Annotated in this window: 14 protein-coding genes and 1 tRNA gene; 9 read left to right on the top strand and 6 right to left on the bottom strand. The window is 35.5% G+C overall.

From position 1 onward, the window contains the following. Window positions 1–129 precede the first annotated feature (129 nt). Both DCC35_RS11775 and DCC35_RS11770 read left to right on the top strand, forming a co-directional pair. Window positions 130–1,284: an aminotransferase class V-fold PLP-dependent enzyme gene (locus DCC35_RS11775; RefSeq protein WP_137090991.1), complete on the top strand. Its 1,155-nt coding sequence runs from the start codon at window positions 130–132 to the stop codon at window positions 1,282–1,284. A gap of 6 nt (window positions 1,285–1,290) precedes the next feature. After that, entirely contained in the window at window positions 1,291–4,674 is a 3,384-nt protein-coding gene (locus DCC35_RS11770) for a hypothetical protein (RefSeq protein WP_137090990.1), read from the top strand. Between the two features lie 68 nt (window positions 4,675–4,742). Here the strand turns inward: DCC35_RS11770 and DCC35_RS20690 are convergent, their stop codons facing one another. Beyond that, window positions 4,743–4,880 (bottom strand): hypothetical protein, encoded by a 138-nt coding sequence (locus DCC35_RS20690; protein ID WP_175402799.1) that lies wholly within the window; start codon window positions 4,878–4,880, stop codon window positions 4,743–4,745. Window positions 4,881–5,030: 150 nt separating this feature from the next. On the opposite strand from DCC35_RS20690, the gene DCC35_RS11765 reads away from it, so the two are divergent. Beyond that, complete coding sequence (locus DCC35_RS11765) at window positions 5,031–5,315, top strand: hypothetical protein (protein ID WP_137090989.1); 285 nt, start codon at window positions 5,031–5,033, stop codon at window positions 5,313–5,315. A 27-nt stretch (window positions 5,316–5,342) separates the two neighbouring features. Here DCC35_RS11765 and DCC35_RS11760 read toward each other — a convergent pair whose 3' ends face one another. After that, window positions 5,343–7,724, bottom strand: a complete 2,382-nt coding sequence (locus DCC35_RS11760) for a GAF domain-containing protein (RefSeq protein ID WP_137090988.1) — start codon at window positions 7,722–7,724, stop codon at window positions 5,343–5,345. Between the two features lie 163 nt (window positions 7,725–7,887). On the opposite strand from DCC35_RS11760, the gene DCC35_RS11755 reads away from it, so the two are divergent. From DCC35_RS11755 to DCC35_RS11745, 3 genes are all read left to right on the top strand, one after another. Continuing rightward, window positions 7,888–9,000, top strand: a complete 1,113-nt coding sequence (locus DCC35_RS11755) for an alkene reductase (RefSeq protein ID WP_137090987.1) — start codon at window positions 7,888–7,890, stop codon at window positions 8,998–9,000. Between the two features lie 122 nt (window positions 9,001–9,122). Further along, a complete protein-coding gene (locus tag DCC35_RS11750; RefSeq protein ID WP_137090986.1) occupies window positions 9,123–9,437 on the top strand; it encodes a hypothetical protein in 315 nt (104 codons plus the stop codon). Between the two features lie 32 nt (window positions 9,438–9,469). Next, window positions 9,470–11,296 (top strand): FUSC family protein, encoded by a 1,827-nt coding sequence (locus tag DCC35_RS11745; RefSeq protein WP_246070006.1) that lies wholly within the window; start codon window positions 9,470–9,472, stop codon window positions 11,294–11,296. Here DCC35_RS11745 and DCC35_RS11740 read toward each other — a convergent pair. The 4 genes from DCC35_RS11740 to DCC35_RS11725 are packed head-to-tail and all read right to left on the bottom strand — an operon-like array spanning window position 11,286 to window position 14,613. After that, a complete protein-coding gene (locus tag DCC35_RS11740; protein ID WP_137090984.1) occupies window positions 11,286–11,567 on the bottom strand; it encodes a DUF427 domain-containing protein in 282 nt (93 codons plus the stop codon). The two genes, DCC35_RS11745 and DCC35_RS11740, sit on opposite strands and share 11 nt — an antisense overlap. Window positions 11,568–11,571: 4 nt before the next feature. After that, window positions 11,572–12,537 carry an L-histidine N(alpha)-methyltransferase gene (locus DCC35_RS11735; protein ID WP_137090983.1) on the bottom strand — a complete coding sequence of 322 codons (966 nt, stop codon included), beginning with the start codon at window positions 12,535–12,537 and terminating at the stop codon, window positions 11,572–11,574. A gap of 4 nt (window positions 12,538–12,541) precedes the next feature. Next, window positions 12,542–13,729 (bottom strand): ergothioneine biosynthesis protein EgtB, encoded by a 1,188-nt coding sequence (egtB, locus tag DCC35_RS11730; RefSeq protein WP_137090982.1) that lies wholly within the window; start codon window positions 13,727–13,729, stop codon window positions 12,542–12,544. Window positions 13,730–13,746: 17 nt separating this feature from the next. Beyond that, window positions 13,747–14,613: a hypothetical protein gene (locus tag DCC35_RS11725; RefSeq protein ID WP_137090981.1), complete on the bottom strand. Its 867-nt coding sequence runs from the start codon at window positions 14,611–14,613 to the stop codon at window positions 13,747–13,749. 183 nt (window positions 14,614–14,796) lie between these two features. On the opposite strand from DCC35_RS11725, the gene DCC35_RS11720 reads away from it, so the two are divergent. From DCC35_RS11720 to DCC35_RS11710, 3 genes are all read left to right on the top strand, one after another. Beyond that, complete coding sequence (locus DCC35_RS11720) at window positions 14,797–16,017, top strand: bifunctional alpha/beta hydrolase/OsmC family protein (RefSeq protein ID WP_137090980.1); 1,221 nt, start codon at window positions 14,797–14,799, stop codon at window positions 16,015–16,017. 202 nt (window positions 16,018–16,219) lie between these two features. Next, a tRNA-Arg gene (locus DCC35_RS11715) sits at window positions 16,220–16,293 on the top strand. A gap of 728 nt (window positions 16,294–17,021) precedes the next feature. Beyond that, window positions 17,022–19,952 (top strand): SusC/RagA family TonB-linked outer membrane protein, encoded by a 2,931-nt coding sequence (locus DCC35_RS11710; protein ID WP_137090979.1) that lies wholly within the window; start codon window positions 17,022–17,024, stop codon window positions 19,950–19,952.

Raw genomic sequence — 19,952 nt, 5'->3', positions numbered from 1 at the left:
TATAAATTAAAAAGTTGGTTATGATAAATAATTTATTTAAAAAACTAATCATATTTTTCCAGAATATTTCATTCATTAGGTTTTATTATTCACTATGATTATTTTTCATTAAATATTTGTTATGATTTTATGCCGGAATTAACATGCCAAAAAGAAAAATTCAGTCTTTCTCCTGAAACTATTTATTTGAATTGCGCTTATATGTCTCCTTTACTTACCTCGAGTCAACAAGCAGGTATTCAAGGGATTAAGTCAAAAGGAGATCCAACAAAAATTAATCCGGACGATTTCTTTACTATTAAAGAGCAGATCAAATCACTTTATTCAAAACTTGTTAATTGTAAATCCGAACAAATAGCTTTAATTCCATCTACTTCCTACGGTTATGCTTCAGTTTTCAGAAACCTGGAAGGAAATAAAAATGATGAGATTCTAATGGTAGCCGATGAGTTTCCAAGCAGCTATTATACAATTGATAACTGGTGTAAAAATAATGGCGCTAATCTTAAAGAAATCCCAAAACCTTCTTCTGAAAGTGAAATTACCTGGAGTAAAAAGCTTATCAATTCCATCACCGACAAAACTTCTATTATTGCTATCCCAACAGTTCACTGGATTGACGGCACGGCCTTTAACTTAAAAGAAATAGGGAAAGTATGTCATGAAAAAGGCATTAAATTAATTGTGGATGGAACTCAGTCTGTCGGAGCTGTTCCGCTTGATATCGCAGAATGCAATCTATATGCACTCATAGTAGCTTCTTATAAATGGCTTTTCGGCCCTTATTCCATTGGTTTATTATATGTAGATGAATCTTTGAATCAGGGTGAGCCGATAGAATATTCATGGATGAACAGGTCGAATGCAGCAGATTTTTCTTCCCTGACTAATTATACAGATGAATATGATGAGGGAGCATCTCGATTTAATGTTGGCGAATTCAGTAATTTTATTCTCCTACCAATGCTTAGAGATGCTCTGGAACAACTGAATATGTGGACTGTAGAAGGCGTTAACAAGTATTGTGAAGAATTGAGTAAAGATTTAATTCAGTTTTGTGAATCAAGTGGCCTAAAAATTAATAATGCTCGTGAAAGAGAAAACCACTTGATAGGAATAGATCTCTCAGAAAGTAATGTTTCAGCAACTCAATTAGCTGATGAACTCAAAAAAGAAAATATTTCAGTATCTGTAAGAAAGACTTTAATTAGAATATCCATAAATGTTTACAATACTCCTGAAGATATCAGTAAATTCATCTCTGTAGTGAAGAGATTAATATAAATGAAGATGGCTAAAAACGGGATTAATATAGTTAAATACAATTCAATAATTTGGCTGGTATTGCTTTTATCTTTATTGATTTCGCACCAATCTAAAGGGCAGGAGCTTAAAATACTTTTGGTTGGTGACGCTGGAAAATTTGAAATTGGTGATTCTCATCCTGTTATAGATAATATTCTTGATAATCATAATAATAATATTCAAAAAGAAATTATTTTCCTGGGCGACAATATCTATCCATTAGGACTTCCCACTAAAGACGATAAAAACTACACTAAATATAAAGATGTATTATTAAGGCAAGTTGAAGCCTCCAGTTTACCCAATACCATAGTTTCATTTGTCCCGGGAAACCACGACTGGGCAAGAGGAAGGAAATATGGTCTGCAACAAGTAAAAAGGCAACAAAATTTTGTTAGATCACTTGATAAACCTAACGTATATTATTTTCCTTACAATGGCTGTCCGGGTCCTGAATATCGCGTAATAAACGACAAAGTGATCATAGTTTATATTGACAGCCAATGGTGGCTGCAATCTCATGATACTCGTCCCGGAGAAGACAGTGATTGTGAAAATAAAACCGGTGAAGAGGTTCTCTATGCTATAAATGACATTCTCGTCAGGCATAAGGAGAAAATCAAAATAATCGCAATGCATCACCCGGTCTTCACTTTTGGTGAGCACAATGGTGCTTATACTATAAAAGAACATCTTTTCCCTTTAACTGCAGCTAATCAGCAACTATATCTTCCTCTTCCCGGAATTGGCTCGATCTATCCGCTATACAGAACCTGGTTTGGAAATATTCAGGACCGGCCGCACCCTGTATATAGAGAAATGTCTGAGCGCCTTCATGATTTGCTTAAAAGGCATCCCTATACAATTCATGTTGCCGGGCATGAACATTCACTTCAATATATTGAAACAGATAGATCACATTATATTGTCAGTGGATCAGCTGCGAAATTGAGTAATGTGAAAAGACGAAGAAATCCGGCCCGTTTCTCAGCTGAATCTAAGGGCTATGCTGCATTAAATATTTATGATGAAAAAGTATCAGTGGATTTTTTTAATAGCTACGGAGACACATTATACTCAAATAAACTTTTTGATTACCTGGCTGAGGCACCTAAGAATATGGGGTCTGATGACATTAAGAGAGATTTTCCTGCCAAAGTTGATACGACGATAACAAATCAATATGAAGCAAAGAAGTTTAAACGAAAACTGTTTGGAGAAAACTACAGAGAAATATGGTCCGTAGAAAATGAATTCAGGGTTCTGGATATAAAAGAAGAAAAGGGCGGGCTCAAAATAGTTAAAAGGGGAGGTGGACAACAAACAAAGAGTCTTAGACTGGAAGATAGCGCTGGCACTCAATATGTACTTAGGTCGGTGAATAAATTTCCTGAATCAGCTATTCCTGAGGTACTAAGGGAAACGGTAGCTAAAGATATAGTCCAGGATCAGATTTCTGCCAGCAATCCATATGCAGCTCTTACTATACCTCCGATGGCAGAAGCTATCGGGATTCCTCATGCAGAACCTGAATTAGTCTGGTTACCTGAAGATCCTGCACTTGGCATCTATCAAAAAGAATTCGGAGGTGGTGTATACTTGTTTGAAAAAAGAGAACCCAAACCTCCGGATGCTAAGCCAGAGGATTACGATAGTACTGACAAGGTACTCGAAAACCTTAAAGAGGATAATGACAATACCGTTGACCAAAAGCTACTCCTAAAGGCAAGATTGCTGGATATAGTCATTGCAGACTGGGACAGGCATGACGATCAGTGGCGCTGGGCACAAATAGATAAAGAAAAAGGCAATAGATATATTGCTGTGCCACGAGACCGGGACCAGGCATATTTCGTTAATGAAGGATTTATTCCCAAAATAGCTTCCCGAAAGTGGCTGATGCCCAAATTTCAGGGATTTGATGAAGAAATAGATGATATCAATACCTTCATGTTTAATGGCAGATATTTCGACAGAACCTTTCTTAATGAACTTGATAAAGAGGATTGGAAAGACCTGGCGGAGGATGTTCAAAACGAACTAACTGATGAGGTGATCAAAGAAGCTGTTAGTCGTTTTCCAGACAATATTTCACAGAAAACTGTACAAAAGGTTCAAAAAAGATTGTTATCAAGAAGGGATGACCTGGTAAACCAAGCGCTTGAATATTATGATTTTATAGCGGAAAAAGTGGATGTCTACGGTTCGGATAAACATGAAAAAGTGGAAGTGAAGATACAGGATGACGGTGAAGTCAGGGTGGAAATGAAAAAAATTGATGGTGATGACAGAGATAGAGAACAGGTCATTTACAAAAGAAAGTTTAAACCGGAAATCACAAAAGAGATCAGGATTTATACTCGTGCCGGAGATGATGTAATAGAATTTGAAGGGGACAATAAAACTGACATAAAAATAAGGGTGTTTAAAGGAGAAGGAGAGGATACGATAAGAAATGAAACACCGGTAAAGCAACCAAAAATATTGGTTTATAAATATGCTTATGATTCTCTGGGCGTTTTTAATGAAGGGGAAGGCTGGAAAACAAAGGTCAGTAAAGATCCATCTGTTTATTATTATGACCGAAAAAATTTTAAATATAATCTTCTAATCCCGTTACTCTCATTTGAATTTAATATTGATGATGGCATTTTCGTGGGTGGCGGACTTGATTATATAAAACATGGATTCAGAAAAGAGCCCTATGCTTTGAGACAAAGAGTTACCGCCAATTATGCTTTCAGGACAAACGCATTTAACATCAGGTATACCGGAAATTTTATTGATGTTTATAAAAAACTTGATTTTAACATAGAAGCAAATCTCCTGGCGCCAAATTATGTGCGAAACTTCTTTGGTTTTGGAAATGAAACCCCTGGTCTTAACGTTTCAGAACAGCCTATTTCATATTTCAGGGCCAGATTCAACCAGGCTAACCTTGGCCTATATCTTAGTGGTAATCTTGGAAACAGATTCCATTTTAAAGCAGGGCCTGCATATCAGTATTTTAAGCTTGATAAAGACGATAACGAAGATAATTTTATCGCGACTTTACCTCCCGATGAATTCAATGACGACTTTATTTTTCAGACCAGGCATTATATCGGTTTATCCAGTGAATTATCTTATGTGGACATCGATCATCCTGTTTTACCAAAAAGGGGAATTAAATTCCTGCTTACAGCCTCAGCACTTGCCGGAGCTACAGAATACAGTGAAGATTTTGCTTATCTAAGTGGAGACCTGTCTTTCTACTGGACTTTCAGGTTACCGGGCAGGGTAACCTGGTCAACCAGATTTGGCGGAGGATATACTTTTGGAGATTATGCCTTTTTCCAGGCACAAACGCTGGGGGAACAGACAATTTAAGAGGATATCGAAGATTCAGGTTTGCTGGTGATGGTTCTTTCTATAATAATACCGAATTAAGAGCCAGGTTATTTAGTTTCAATACTTACCTTTTTCCTGCCTCCATTGGAATAATTCTTTTCCATGATGTTGGCAGAGTATGGTATGAAAATGAAGATAGTAACAAATGGCACACCGGTTATGGCGGGGGATTTATTTTTCACCATTAAAATTGGTAGTTCTTGCCGTTACAGTAGGATACTCTGAAGAGGAATTACTCCCATATGTTACAGCCGGATTTCAATTTTGATTTGAAATAAAAAATGAAATAATTATACTTGCATATAATTATTTATCAACTTTCAACTAAAACAATCATGAAAAGAAAATTTCTTCTAGTTCTCACTGGATTTTTTATTATTTCCTATTCACTATTTGCATCAGTTACTATCCGCTACACCAATAAAGATTCAAAAGATCATAATATGAGTGTAAAAATTGGAGGAAGTAACACAAAAGTGAAATTTTCCGGTAGTCGTACAGGTTCATTGACCATTCAGGGAGGATCTGATAAATGTGTGATCATGACATCATGTGGAAAAGTTGAAGTAAAAAGTGGGGATAGAATTACAATACAGAATGGATGTATTAAAGTAAATTAAAAAAAGGGCCCTGAGCCCTTTTCTTATTTAAACCTTCTCTTTAACTGATTTTTTAGATTCTTTTCTTTTCTCAGGTTCCTTTTTCTTTAATGATGCCCGAAGTGCTTTTAAACCCTGAACACCTTGTAAAGTATCAATTTCAAGATCTTCAATATCTTCTTCGATCATCCCAGTTTCCTGGAAGTAATTTAGATATTCAAAATACTCTTCCATGTCTTCAGGCCTGCTATAGACCACTGCAATCTTACCAGGTTGCGTTAATCTTTCACCGGTACCTTTGATCAGTGCCTTATCAATTCTTTTCTTCATTATCTCATACCTGATATTATATGAACCTTCAACATCAAACTTTCGCTCATCTATTCTGAATTTAATTGTCAAAGGATCACTATGAACTAATATCAATTGGGTAGTATCAAGTTTGTAAGACATTTCTTTTTTAAGATCGGTAGTTATTTTACCCAATTCAATAAGAGTTCTCAATTGCCAGAATCTTAAATTTTTAAGATAGATATCATTGAACTCTCTGTCCTTAACCAGTGATTGACCAATATAAATGTTGTACTCTATTCCATCAGTCCGGTATTTTTCAAAATAATGTGGGAAAATTTCCTGCGCTATCACCTGTTCCTTTTCAATATAATCAGATACAGTATCATTGATCAATTGCATGCTTTCATCAAAGGCTTGTTTTCTTGAATGGATCATTCCGGATGATGCATTCAATTCATTGAAGTAAGACTTGATCAATTCTTTTAAATCTGAATATGTTTTACCTAAATGAGTTAATAATGGTGTGATTTCATCGACTAAAAACTCACTAATCCTTCTTTCATCTTCAGGGATTAGCACATGCTTAATACCTGACCTCATTTTATTTAACTGGAGGGCATATTTATCCAGTATCGGAAGGTTGATCTTTTCTTTAGATTCATTGATCACTTTAACGGCAAGATTTAATTGCTCTTTCAAATCAATGTGAATCGACTTATTTCTTTCATTCGACGACTCCCGGATATCGAGATTTGCATATAATGGATATACCTTCTGAAATTTAATATCGGGTACTGAAGGATTATTTCCGTTTTCCCTTTGCATTAATAAATCTATCGCAGCTTCATTAAATTTCCATTCTACAACAGGCTGAATTGCTGTATAATTCGTTTTAATTATATTTCTCACATTATTTACTACTACATCAGCACTTCTATGAAGAGCAAGAGAAATAACTGGTGTAACGTGATCCAGTAATGATATCATGTTTTCATTGAGAACTTCTGTACTCTCTGATGAAATTTCAAGAACACCAACAGGTTCATCATCAAAAAACAATGGATACAATATAACCGAGTTAATATTTGTTTCACTTAACCTGCCCAACACAGGGTAATCAGAAATAAAGTCCTTTATATTCCTTATGTATTTTGGAACCTTTACGTTATCGAGTAACTTAATTACTTCAGAATATTCTTCCTTACAGTGACCAGAGCACAACCTACTGATCAAAAAACTATTAGCTAACCTTCTTTCAGATAAAAGCTGACGTCCCTCGAAATTTTGAAACGCAGCTATTCCAACATTGATATCTGCACAGTTCAAAATACTTTTGACTGCTAATTGAATTTGAGATAAAAACTCCGGATCGGAAAAATCCTGATGAAGCATTAATTCATTTCTAAGATCAGAAATACCCTCTGTCATAGTCAAATCCCTCAAGGTGATAACCGCGAATCCTTTAAATACAAATAGGTCTAATGGCAGCTTTTCCATCCATGTTTCGATATCATTTACTGATGGTACCTTTCCGCTGATGATTTGTTGATCAAGATTGGGACAGGTATCAGCTTTGAGTTCTACATCAAGAAACCTGGAATCCACATCAAACTGATAATATTTCATCAATCCATTTGAATCAATAAACTTATATATTATCGGAGGAGAAGATTTTATCTCTTTATCGAAGTATTTACCCAGAATAATTCTATATGCCTGTATTATTCGGGTCATAGTAATACGCCTGACATCAAATTCTTCAGGTAATGTCATCTGTCCACTTTCATTCAGAAAATTTAATTTAAATGCTTCAGAAGAATAAAGCGGATCAAGTTCAAAAGGTAAGCAAATTGTATATAACTGATCAGGAGAATGTGTGCTTAAAGGAAAAAGCGAACCAAGAATTATTTCAAACTCCTCTTCATTATTTAAAACGACATCTTTATCGAGATCTTCACCTTGTAATTCAGGATTTGACGCAATCCTGTCATACATCTTTTGAAGTATTTTACCTCTCCCTGTATTGGGATCTGCATCTATTATTTCTTTCCACCTTTTCAATAAAGGTTGAAATGAAAGTTGTGATTCTACAGGAAAATCACCTTCCATTTTATCAATCAATTCCTGAATATCCATGGCATGGTTCTTTTCTTATTTAACAGGGTTTCAAGTTCAAAGGTTACACATATTCACATATCTGATCCTCATGTAAAACTCCTGACATTTTACTTCCTTTTAAACGAGCATTTATAAAACATGTTTAGACAATACACGTTTGAACAAATAAATAGAATTAATTATGCAAAATATAAAACCATTGTTAAGACCTCTAAATAAATCGTTAGACCTATCAAATCGGATCGTGATGGCACCGATGACCAGGTCACGGGCAGATAATGACGGAAATGTTCCCACAGACCTTATGGCAGAATATTATAAACAAAGATCCAGTGCAGGGTTAATAATCTCAGAAGGTTCTCCAATCTCTCCAAAGGCTGTAGGTTATATTAATGTACCTGGCATTTATACTCAAGCCCAGGTGGAAGGATGGAAAAAAATAACTAAAGCAGTTCACGAAAAGAACGGGAAAATATTTCTTCAACTTTGGCACGTAGGAAGAATATCTCATCCTGATTTTCATAATGGAGATCTTCCATTAGCCCCATCGGCCATAAATCCTAATGAAAAGTCCTATACTCCTGAAGGATTTAAAGATACGGTTACTCCTAAAAAAATGACCATTGACGAAATCAAATCTACGATTGAAGATTTTAAAAACGGAGCTGTAAATGCAATAAATGCCGGATTCGATGGTGTTGAAATACATGCTTCAAATGGATACCTGTTACATCAATTCTTTTCATCTACTTCAAATAAACGGACTGATGAGTATGGAGGTAGTATTGAAAACAGGGCTAAAATACTGTTTGAAATCATTGATGCGATAAAAAAGGAAATTCCCGAACAAAAAATAGGTGTGAGGTTGAATCCTTCACTACATGGAATCTTTGGTATGACCTTAAATGAAGATACAATTCCAACATTTGATTATATCATTAACCAGTTAAATAATTATGACCTCGCTTATTTACACTTGTCAGAACCATTTAACGACGTAAGTGATATCCCAAATGCTGAAACGGAAATAGCTAAACGATATCGCCCTATATACAGGGGTACTTTAATGATCAATGCTCATTTTGATCAGGAATCCGGAAATAAGGTTATAGAGGAAGGCGATGCAGATCTTGTTGCTTATGGGAAATTATATATATCAAATCCTGATCTTGTAGAACGATTTGAAAATGATGCGCCGTTAAATGATTATGATATAGACACTTTTTATACCCCGGGGCCAAAAGGATATACTGATTATCCATTATTAGAAGAAGAATTGAATACTAATAAATAGTGCAAATAGGTTGTGATTGTAAAGCGATCCGTAATTGGGTCGCTTTTTTTATTTAGATATAATAAGTGATAGATATTTTATTTAGGTAGTTTAAACTAATTTTGAATATCAAACTAAGATTGTTGAGGAATATAGTTACTAAAAATATCAAGTATCTTTTTAAAGGTGAATCTGCAATAAATGCATTTCGAATAGTTGCCGGTGTTTATATTCCTGTAATCATCTTATTTGCATTGGGTTTTAAGACAGAGGCCATTCAGTTTTTATTAGGCGGCTCTTTTATTTCAGCAGTAGATTTAAACATCAATTTTATAAGTAAATTAAAATTATTTTTTGTTGCTTTCTTTTTATCGCTGGGACTCCATTTAGGAGTAATAATGCTCGCTGATAATCCTGTTGTACTTAACATTTTTCTTTCTATAGCAATTTTCTTTTAGCTTATATTGCAGCATTTGATTTTAACGTCGCAATGCTTTCTTTTTCAGGCTATTTGTCTATAATGCTTGGTTTGAGTTTTTCAAATAGACTTGAATCAGGGGAAGTTTTAAATCACTTTATTGGAGTTTCAGCTGGCGAAATACTCTATATTATTTATGCAATTATTGTTTATCAATTGTATAAACCATCTCTCATTAATAAAAAGCTGGCTGATCTACTTAATGTAACGGCTGATTATTTTGACCTCAGGCTAAAATATTTAAAATCAGAAAAGGTTAATGAGGAAGAGGTGCTCTATAACCTTGCTCAATTTCAGTCAGGTCTAAATCCAAAGTATGATGATATTAGAGATTTGTTATTAAAAGAGAGAATGGATCTCTTTAGGTCTGAAAGGCATTATGAGCGTTCTTTATTCATTTTTATCGAACTAATAGAAATGTTTGAGCTCGCATTGATAACTCATTTTGATCCAAAAAAATACAGGTCGCTAAAATCTGATTTTCCTGGTGTGGATGCATTAGAAAGGGTAGTAGGCAAAATGCCCGAAATTCTCAGAAACACTTCAGTTTGCATCAAAAAGGGAAAACTCACCTCTTTTGATATTCCACAATTCAAGAAGGAAATGGATTCCCTTCGATCAGAATTGGAGAAAGCCAAATCCAATGCCCTTTCTCCTGACAAGACAATCGCTGATTATCGATTTATCAATCGATTTAACATTTACCTTAATCACCAGATAAAAAAAATCTCCAGGATATCCCTTCTTGCTGCCGGAGAAAAAGAGAAAGTGGATATGGATTTTGATCCGGGACGGATTGATAAGTTTATTCCACCAAGAAAGCTTAGTATAGATGCTTTTCTATCTAATCTGACCTTAGATTCGAGTTACTTCAGATATGCTTTAAGGATGGCTATCACCTCCGTAATCGGATATGTAATGGCTGGATTTCTGGATTTCCAAAATCCTAACTGGGTATTATTGACAATCCTTGTTATAATGAAGCCTGGCTATAGTATCACCAAAAATAGATTAACCCAAAGAATTATCGGTACCATCATTGGGGCGTTAATTGTTCTGCCATTAACCTTCCTGGAAATAAACCCGCTTGCCGGAATCCTGCTAATGGGTATCGCATTCTTTTTTGCTTTTAACTTTTTACCCCGGGACTATGTAAAAGCAACCTTATTTTTCACCTTGTTTGTATTACTCCTTTTTGGAGTTCTTACCGGCCTGAATACTGAAATTATATTTTACAGGGTAATTGATACTATTTTCGGAGGTATTTTATGTTTTATTTCTATCAGAGTCATATTTCCTTTCTGGGAACATAAAAGTATGCCTGTTTTCATTAATGAATTATGGCAGTCAAATAAAAATTTCGCTTTTTATATTTTACATTCTCTGGATAAAGAATCTATAGATAAGACTACATACAGAGAGCTGAGGAAGGATACTTATGTAAAGATGTCCAATGTGATTTCATCTTATAACAGGCTCATCACAGACCCGGCGCAAAAAAGGAAAATAGAAAGTAATAGTTATAAATTGATAATGAATAATTATGCATTCATGATATTAGCGTCATCTATTGGAGTTTATCTTATTCATCTGGATAATAAAGAATATTCTGTATCAAAAATATCTCCCTTTATAGAAGACCTGAGATCAGTTTTATCTTCGGCCAACGCAATAAATATTGATGATACACAAAAGCAAATCGAGACTGTAATTCCTGAAATCGAAGAAGAACTTGAGAGAATTGATACTCCTGCTTTACATACAAGGTTTATTATCGATCAACTCATGAAACTGAAAAAACTAAGTGAGTCAATATCCGTATCCTTTGCTAATCAGTAATTTCTACTCCATTCCAGAAAGCCACATGATCCTTTATTTCTTCGGCTGCATCTTTCGGATGAGGATAATACCATGCTGCATCCTCGTTTGTATTACCCTCAACATTAATATTATAGTAATTCGCAGTACCTTTCCACGGACATTTTGATGTGGTATCAGAATCTGTGAGATAATCATCGTTTATTGAAGAAGGGGGGAAATAATGGTTTCCCTCTACAACTTTTGTATTATCGCTTTCAGCAATAACCTTTCCTTTCCAAACTGCTTTCATGATGTTATTTTTTGAAGATCACGTTACAGAAATATTTTCTGCGATCAAAATAATTGCGATATATTTTTAACCCTGCTTTTTCAGCCATTTCATGGATCATCTCAAGATCATATTTTTGGCTGATCTCAGTATATATTAATTCCCATTGATTAAAAGATATTTTCTCATCTAATGCTCCAAAACATACTTCCTGATCTTCCTGACTGACTAAATAACTTTTTGCTTCTCCAGTTTCCGGATTATAAAACGGATAGTGTTCAAATTTAGATATATCGAAATCCGCTTCAAGTTCATCATTCAGTCTTTCCAAAAGATTTAGATTAAACGCTCTGGTTATACCATTAGAATCATCATAAGCTGATTGTATTTGTCTTGGATCTTTTTTGAGATCAAAGCCAACAAAAAGCTCGTCTTCTGGTCTTAATCGTTTGCTTAATTCTGAAATAAAGTCCGTAGCATCCTCTAATGTGAAATTACCAATATTCCCACCCATGAATAACAGAACCCTCTTTTTACTATCCTTATTGTCAAGGTCATCCAGGGCATCATAAAAGCTTTTTGGCTTAGGAAGGACAGTTAAATCAGGTAGTCTTTTGCTTAATCGTTCCTCAAGATCTTCGAGAACATCAGAAGATATGTCAATAGGAATATATCTAAAATCAGCATTCTGAACACAAAAATGCTTTAATAAGATTTCAGTTTTGGTGCCATCACCGGCTCCAAGCTCCACAAGGTCAAATTTCTTGTCCTTTCCTTTAAAATCTTCCAGAAAATTATCTCTATTATTAACAATGATTTCTTTTTCGGTATCTGTCAGATAATACTCGGGCATTCGCATAATCTGCTGAAATAGCTTATCACCCTTTTTATCATAAAAGAGCCAACTTGGCAATGACTTTTCGTTTGCTTTTAGACCATTTAAAACGGCCTTAGCCACCGCTTCATTGTAAGTTTTTGTTATTGTTCCCATAGGTTTATTTACATAATCTGATACCCGTGAACTGCCACTGCAGATACGGATGAAAAAAATTCCTGTACGTTTTTCTGGCATGGCCCGGAGAAGTTGCTACGGAAGCCCCTCTTAAAACCATCTGATTTATCATGAATTTACCATTATATTCACCAACAGCACCCTCTGCTTTTTCAAATCCAGGGTAGGGAAGATACGCAGATGAAGTATGTTCCCATCTCCATCCCCAGTCAAAGTGCTCTGATGCAATTTCCCATTCAAATTCAGTAGGCAACCTCATACCTGCCCATTCTGCAAATGCCGCAGCTTCATAATGGCTTATATGAGTAACTGGTTCATGTGGGTTTAATGCATGTAACCCCTGCATTGAATACCGAAACCATCCATCTTTATTTTTATGCCAGTACAAAGGTTTATCTAAACCGGTTTCCTGAATATGTGCCCATGCATCACTATACCACCAACGGTGATCTTCATACCCACTGTCTTCAATAAATTCAAGGTATTCAGCATTTGTCACCAGTCCTTTACGCAATTGGAACTTTTCCAAATAAACTTTATGCCTGCTGAATTCATTATCGTAACCAAACCCGATACCGTCATGCCCGATTTCATACAAACCTTCGTCAACCTCAACCCATCCTCCTGAAGGAGCATAGCGGGTACATTCATCAAATTGCGGGTTATATGGTGGAAATAATGGATTATGACCCAGTACATATTTTATATCGGTAAGTAATAATTCCTGGTGTTGCTGTTCGTGATTCAGGCCAATTTCTAAAAGCTCAATATTTTCTTCTGAGTAATCTTCCAGTAATTCACACATCCTGTCATCTACATACTTTCTGTAATCGAAAATCAGTTCAACACCCGGACGGGTAATATTTCCCCGTTCAGACCTGATCATTTTTTCACCTACCGCTTCATAATAGGAATTAAAAAGGAATGCAAAATCAGGATGAAACCGCTTGTATCCTTTTTGATATTTAGAAAGAATAAACTCTTCAAAAAACCAGGTTGTATGTGCCAGGTGCCATTTTGTTGGGCTAACATAATCAACTGGTTGAACCACGAAATCCTCTTTGTTTAGTGGCTCACATAATTCCATAGTCTTATCTCTGACATTCATGTATCTGTCCTTTAAAGAAATAAGGCTATTTTCTTTGGGGTCGATAGTGGATTGATAGTGCATAATATAATTACTAAAAATCAGACAATTTGTTTATTTACACCCGCTGCAGACATGATTAGATCAATTCCCTGCTCGAAAAAAGTCCAGGTATAATTAAATTGTGCTTCTGAACCTGTACTGCTTAACACCAATGATAAAGGCAATAGATAACCGGTATATTCTTTCGAATTTTTAGTTATAGCACTGTGATCTTCCAAATCTTTAATTTTAAAATCTTCAGGCTTATCCTTGGCATAATAATTTAAATAAAAGTAAGGCTCATTTACCATGTGATCTGCTATAGCCAATCCGGCTCCAACCGATTTTACAGTCTTTTCATTTTCTACCTTCAGCGGAATAATTAGCCCTGAATCATAGTGATGAGGCCAGATTCTAACTTCTGAAGCACCGGCAAAAAGTGCGGCAAGTTTATGTAAAACCAAATCTGCATTAGATCTGCAATCAGCCCAATGGCTTAGAAATTTTCTTTTTGGTTTATCTATATGTTCGTCACTATCTATTTCGTAAGGCAGGGAATATTCATCTGAAGGAACATAATGTGATCCGATGAGTCCGGCAGCAATGAGTAGATGCTTCATCAGATCCTCCAGTTCACCATAGGTAAGATCTTCGGGCATTACTATCGAATGGTGGCTGGGTGCTTCTACTTTATATTTAAATTCCGGTAAATTGAAGGTCATGCGAACACCTTCTTCGGTCAGTCTGCCAACCAGAGTAGAACTATTTCTATCCCATCCCAGGTTAGTGTGACTATGGTCTTTCCGTGGTTTCACATAGTTCTGCCCAACCCTTGCAACAAACTGGCTTAATTTATGTAAAGTAACAATTGAGTTATTCAGACTTTCTGTATGAACTATATTCAAACTATGCCATTCATCAGTCATGTATGTTGTATTTAATTATTTTCTATAATTTAAGATAAATAGATTTTAGCTCCGAGCATTATACCATTAAATCTCTGTTAAAACCTTTTTAATGTCTTTATATTGACAATATTTAAAAATCAGCAATCAATACGTGATTCAAACAGCACAACTGATTATCTTAATGAAATAAAACCACCATATATGAAATCTCAATACGTAACTTTTACCAATGAAGCAGAAAATGTTCTTGCTGCCAGGTTTACTGCTCCAATCGGAGTAAAAGATTATCATACAGCTATTTTTGCTCATTGCTTTACTTGTAATAAAAATTTTAAAGCAGTAAAACAGATCGCAGAGGCCATGACCCATCGGGGTTTTGGAGTTTTACAGATAGATTTCACAGGACTTGGTTCTAGTAAAGGTAATTTTGAGGACACCAGTTTCAGTACAAATGTTGAGGATTTGGTGGCCGGGGCAGATTGGCTAAGAGAAAATTATGAAGCCCCATCCATACTTGTAGGTCATTCTTTGGGTGGTGCAGCGGTAATTTATGCCGCAGAGAAAATAGAAGAGGTTCAGGCAGTAGCAACTATAGGGGCTCCATCTGACCCTGAACATGTTTCTCATTTATTTGATGAAAGTATTGAGGAGATCATGAAAAAAGGATATGCTAATGTCGACATAGGAGGCAGGCCTTTTACCATCAAAAAAGAATTTATCGAAGACCTGCAAAATAAGAGGTTGGATAACATTCTCAAAAATCAGAAAAAGAAAGCATTCTTATTTTTACATTCACCACAAGATAATGTCGTTGAAATAGCCCATGCCAGAAAGTTATATGAAGCGGCCCATCATCCCAAAAGTTTTTTAAGTCTTGATGGGGCTGATCATTTACTCACAAACAATGAGGATTCAGAGTATGCTGGAGAGGTAATCGGCGCATGGGTAAAGAGATATTTACCTCCTAGAGAAAAAGTAGAAAGGGGGGATGAGCAGCATATCCAGATCAGGCTTTCTGCTGATGATGGATACACCACTGAAATTATTGATAAAAAACACCGGTGGCTGGCTGACGAACCAGAAGATGTGGGGGGAACAGATCTGGGTCCTACGCCATACGGATTATTATCTTCTGCTTTAGGCGCTTGTACTGCAATGACATTAAAAATGTATGCAGACAGAAAGGAATGGAACCTGGAAGAAATCAACATAGAAATCGAGCACGACAAAACACACGCAACGGACTGTGAGCACGATGAAGATGAAAAGGCGAAAATAGACCGTTTTAAAAGAAGAATCTCAGTTAAGGGTAATCTGGATGATAAACAAATTAAAAAATTAGGAGAAATAGCTGATAAATGTCCTGTTCACAAGACATTGACAACCAAATCTCAAATTGAAACCGATATTGAACTCGAATAAAGTGAAAGTTTAAAAAATCATAATAATTCCGAAGTCGTTAATCTAAAGAATTGATCCGTAATGAAAATATTGTAAATTTATTTTACTGAATATCAGAAGGAAGCAATAATTAGATTAAAATTCTTTGTTATAGGGTTTGCCTAAATGTAATAAGCGATTATATTTGCACCGCGAAACACAGAAAAACGCAACAAAAAAGTAAGGTCTCATAGCTCAACTGGATAGAGCAACTGCCTTCTAAGCAGTAGGTTCCAGGTTCGAGTCCTGGTGGGATCACAGAAAGCTTCGATTTTTTATCGAAGCTTTTTTTATAGTCCAAGCCCATAAAAAAAACAGGTTCTGAAACCCTTCAGAAACCTGCTAAACATAAACCCAATTAGCTAATGATTGCCTAGCTAACTAATTAAAACCTAAATAAACAATTACATGAAATGATATTATAATTTCTTATAACACCTTAAAACCTATGCAATATTAAATAATACTAAGCTTCTGTAAAAAGCTCATATTCATGTTTAATGGAAATTTAATTTGGCTAACCTGAGGTTAACAAAAGTATTTTAGACACTAACTGATGGTTTATTCATTGTGTGACGTAACTACTGAGAAAGATTTCAACTATGCATATCAAAAAGCCTTATAAGTTCTCTCTGGTTTGATTAGTAGTTAAATAATGTCTTTTTTAAAAATTTTCAAAAAACATTACACTTCTTTTCTTGATATTTATAATTTCTTAATGCCTCCTTTTATTATTAAGGTAAATGAACTGAATATCTAATAAATATAAAGATTCTATTGACTTATTTAATAATTCAGCTATTTTTGCATCGTTTCCAAATTAATTCAATGATTTTTTAGTTATAAAATTATTAACATGGCTTACATTTTTATTATTCAACCAAAGTAAGACATTAAAAAAGCAAGTTAATTTTTAAACTTTTTATCAAAAACATACATAGATTTCGTGTGTTTTTTAATAACCAAAACAGAAAATTTTTTAGATCATGTACAGATTACTGGTATTGATTTTTCTGTCATTCATGCTACAGATAGAGGTTAGCGGACAGGGAAAAGTAATTACAGGGACAGTTACCGACCAGGATAACGCACCGATCCCGGGAGCAAACGTAATAATCAGAGGGACAGCTCAGGGTACGGTTACTGATGTTGATGGTAACTATTCAATTAACATGCCTCCGGGCTATACTATTCTAGTATTTTCCTTTGTTGGTTTCATGAATGAAGAAGTCAGGGTGACTACTGAAACAACCATTGATGTAACACTATACCCCGACATTCAGTCTCTTACAGAATTAGTTATCACCGGTTATACCTCTGAAAAGCTAGACCGTCTTTCGGGGTCCGTAGGAACAGTTGAGTCAAAACAAATGGAAGATATTCCAATCCCATCTTTTGACCAGGTACTACAAGGTAAAACTGCCGGACTTTATATTAGTTCAGGATCCGGACAGCCGGGTTCATCAGCAACGGTAAGGCTTAGGGGTTCCGGGTCCATTAATGCGGGTAATACTCCTTTATATATTCTTGATAATGTCCCAATTTCGGCGGGAGAATTTTCAACTCTGAACGTAAACGATTTTGAAAGTGTTACGGTATTAAAAGATGCATCTGCCACTGCAATATATGGTTCCAGGGGTGCTAATGGAGTGATCGTCATCACATCTAAAAGTGGCAAAAAGAATTCGGCCAATATTACTTACCGCATGCAGTATGGTATTAGTCAGCAAGCCCGAGAGAAGTTTGAAATGATGAATACCGAGGAAAAAATTGCTTTTGAACAATACATTGGCAGAGGACCGGCAGGCACTTTAGACCCTAACGATGCTGCTGATAGAAAAATTCTCGAGGAGTATCAAAGAACTAATACCGATTGGAAAAATGTTTTCATAAGAGAAGGTAAACTTCAAAGTCATGAAATAGCATTTAGTGGTGGCGGAGATAAAACAACTTACTATACTTCTCTAGGATATCTCGACCAGGAAGGACAGGCATTGAAGTCTGATTTGAAACGCTATACTTTAAGGTTAAACTTATCTTCACATGCACTAGATCGAATTAAACTTGATTTTAATAGCTCATTCGGTTACAGCAGGGCAAATGTTATTCCGGCTGAAGGCCAAATTATGACAAGCAACCCTTTTGCAACTGTTTATTTAGCTAACCCTTATATTTCTCCTTATACTGATAGTGGTGATTATAATACAGGTCCGGGTCGGGTCGGACCAAATACACTGGAACTTGTAGAAGAAGGGACGAGAACTGATAACCAGATTAAGGCAATCGTGTCTACTTCCGGTCAGTTTAATATATCTGAGCCCTTGTATATAAAAACAACTTTTGGAATTGATTATACTCAAACTAATACCGAACGATATATTTCACCTGATAGTTATGAAGGAGGAGCAGGTAGTTTTGGCCAGGGACAATTACAAGACTTTAGTTATGTCTGGACAAACCTTTTAGGTTACAGTAAAAACTTTTCCGATCACTTTTTAGAAGCGACTTTTGGACACGAAATTTATACAAACCTATTGAATAGTTATGGTTATACAGGGTATGGTATAAATCCAAAATTACCACAAACACCGGAGGGAATAACTCCGGGATCAGAAGATGGTTTTATTCCAGATATCGATGGTTTCAAATCCAGTTATTCATTACATTCTTTATTTGCAATTGCCAATTATTCATTCCAGGACAAATATAACTTCAAAGCAAGTATTAGAAGAGATGGGTCATCCAGATTCGGAGAGAATAACCGATTTGCAATATTCTGGTCTCTGGGTGCATCCTGGAGTCTTAAAAAGGAAGCGTTTCTTGAGAATTCACAATTATTTGATGAATTAAAGCTACGTGCATCTTATGGCACAGTGGGTAATCAATCCGGAATCGGTAATTTTCAATCCCTACCTACCTATTCACCGGTAAACTATGGTTCAAATCAGGGTAACGGTATTTTCAATGCCGGCAATTCTAATCTAAAATGGGAAGTATCAAATCAAGCCAACATTGGTATTGATTTCAGTTTACTGAACAATAAGATATTCGGTAAGCTGGATCTCTATAATAATATAACTTCTGACTTATTTGTTCAGTATCAGCTTTCAAGGACCATTGGATATCGTTCCATCCAAAGTAACGAGGGTAAAATGAACAATAGGGGGGTTGAGCTAACTTTAAATGCAGATATTCTTACAATTAACGATTTTGTATGGACTATCGGAGGAAATATCGCTTATAACCAAAATGAAATTCTCGACCTGGGTCAGGTAAATGAATTTGAACAGGGAACCAGTATTGTTAAAGTAGGGTTGCCTTTGGGGACTCATTACATTACTGAATGGGCAGGAGTGAATCAATCCAATGGTGAGCCACTTTACTATGGTCAAAATGGAGAGATAACTGAAAACTATGATCAGGCAGGACCGAAAGCTATTTTTGGAACTTCTCAACCTCCTTTAACAGGAGGAGTATTTTCAACTTTCAATTATAAAGGACTAAAACTGGATGCATTTTTCACATTTGCACAAGGATATTCCAGATTCAATAATCAGCTGTTCTTTAGTGAAAATCCAAATTTTGTCAATTATAATCTTTCTAAAAAGATGACAACGATGTGGAAAGAACCAGGTGACATTACCGAAATCCAAAGCTATTTATATGAAAGGCAGTTCTCCTCAAGGGATATCGAAGATGCCTCTTTCCTGAGACTAAGAAACATCAGGTTATCCTATACTTTTTCCGAGAAATTAACCGGAAAAATGCTTAAAGGGCTAAATATTTATCTGCAAGGTCAAAATTTATATACCTGGACTAATTTCACAGGTTTTGACCCGGAAGACAGCAATAATATTGCTCAATTTGAATACCCTGCATCAAAAGTCTATTCTATTGGACTAAGTGCCAAATTTTAA

It is taken from the genome of Mangrovivirga cuniculi (genome assembly GCF_005166025.1).
Lineage (GTDB): Bacteria > Bacteroidota > Bacteroidia > Cytophagales > Cyclobacteriaceae > Mangrovivirga > Mangrovivirga cuniculi.
This window is presented reverse-complemented; position numbering and strand designations above follow the sequence as displayed.

Bases quoted from the DNA above. Each gene is read 5' to 3' on its own strand.
- DCC35_RS11725 (WP_137090981.1), bottom strand. From the start codon at position 14,613: ATGACTGATGAATGGCATAGTTTGAATATAGTTCATACAGAAAGTCTG.
- DCC35_RS11720 (WP_137090980.1), top strand. From the start codon at position 14,797: ATGAAATCTCAATACGTAACTTTTACCAATGAAGCAGAAAATGTTCTT.
- egtB (WP_137090982.1), bottom strand. From the start codon at position 13,729: ATGCACTATCAATCCACTATCGACCCCAAAGAAAATAGCCTTATTTCT.
- DCC35_RS11765 (WP_137090989.1), top strand. From the start codon at position 5,031: ATGAAAAGAAAATTTCTTCTAGTTCTCACTGGATTTTTTATTATTTCC.
- DCC35_RS11735 (WP_137090983.1), bottom strand. From the start codon at position 12,537: ATGGGAACAATAACAAAAACTTACAATGAAGCGGTGGCTAAGGCCGTT.
- DCC35_RS11710 (WP_137090979.1), top strand. From the start codon at position 17,022: ATGTACAGATTACTGGTATTGATTTTTCTGTCATTCATGCTACAGATA.
- DCC35_RS11740 (WP_137090984.1), bottom strand. From the start codon at position 11,567: ATGAAAGCAGTTTGGAAAGGAAAGGTTATTGCTGAAAGCGATAATACA.
- DCC35_RS11770 (WP_137090990.1), top strand. From the start codon at position 1,291: ATGGCTAAAAACGGGATTAATATAGTTAAATACAATTCAATAATTTGG.
- DCC35_RS20690 (WP_175402799.1), bottom strand. From the start codon at position 4,880: ATGGTGAAAAATAAATCCCCCGCCATAACCGGTGTGCCATTTGTTACT.
- DCC35_RS11755 (WP_137090987.1), top strand. From the start codon at position 7,888: ATGCAAAATATAAAACCATTGTTAAGACCTCTAAATAAATCGTTAGAC.
- DCC35_RS11745 (WP_246070006.1), top strand. From the start codon at position 9,470: ATGCTTTCTTTTTCAGGCTATTTGTCTATAATGCTTGGTTTGAGTTTT.
- DCC35_RS11760 (WP_137090988.1), bottom strand. From the start codon at position 7,724: ATGGATATTCAGGAATTGATTGATAAAATGGAAGGTGATTTTCCTGTA.
- DCC35_RS11775 (WP_137090991.1), top strand. From the start codon at position 130: ATGCCGGAATTAACATGCCAAAAAGAAAAATTCAGTCTTTCTCCTGAA.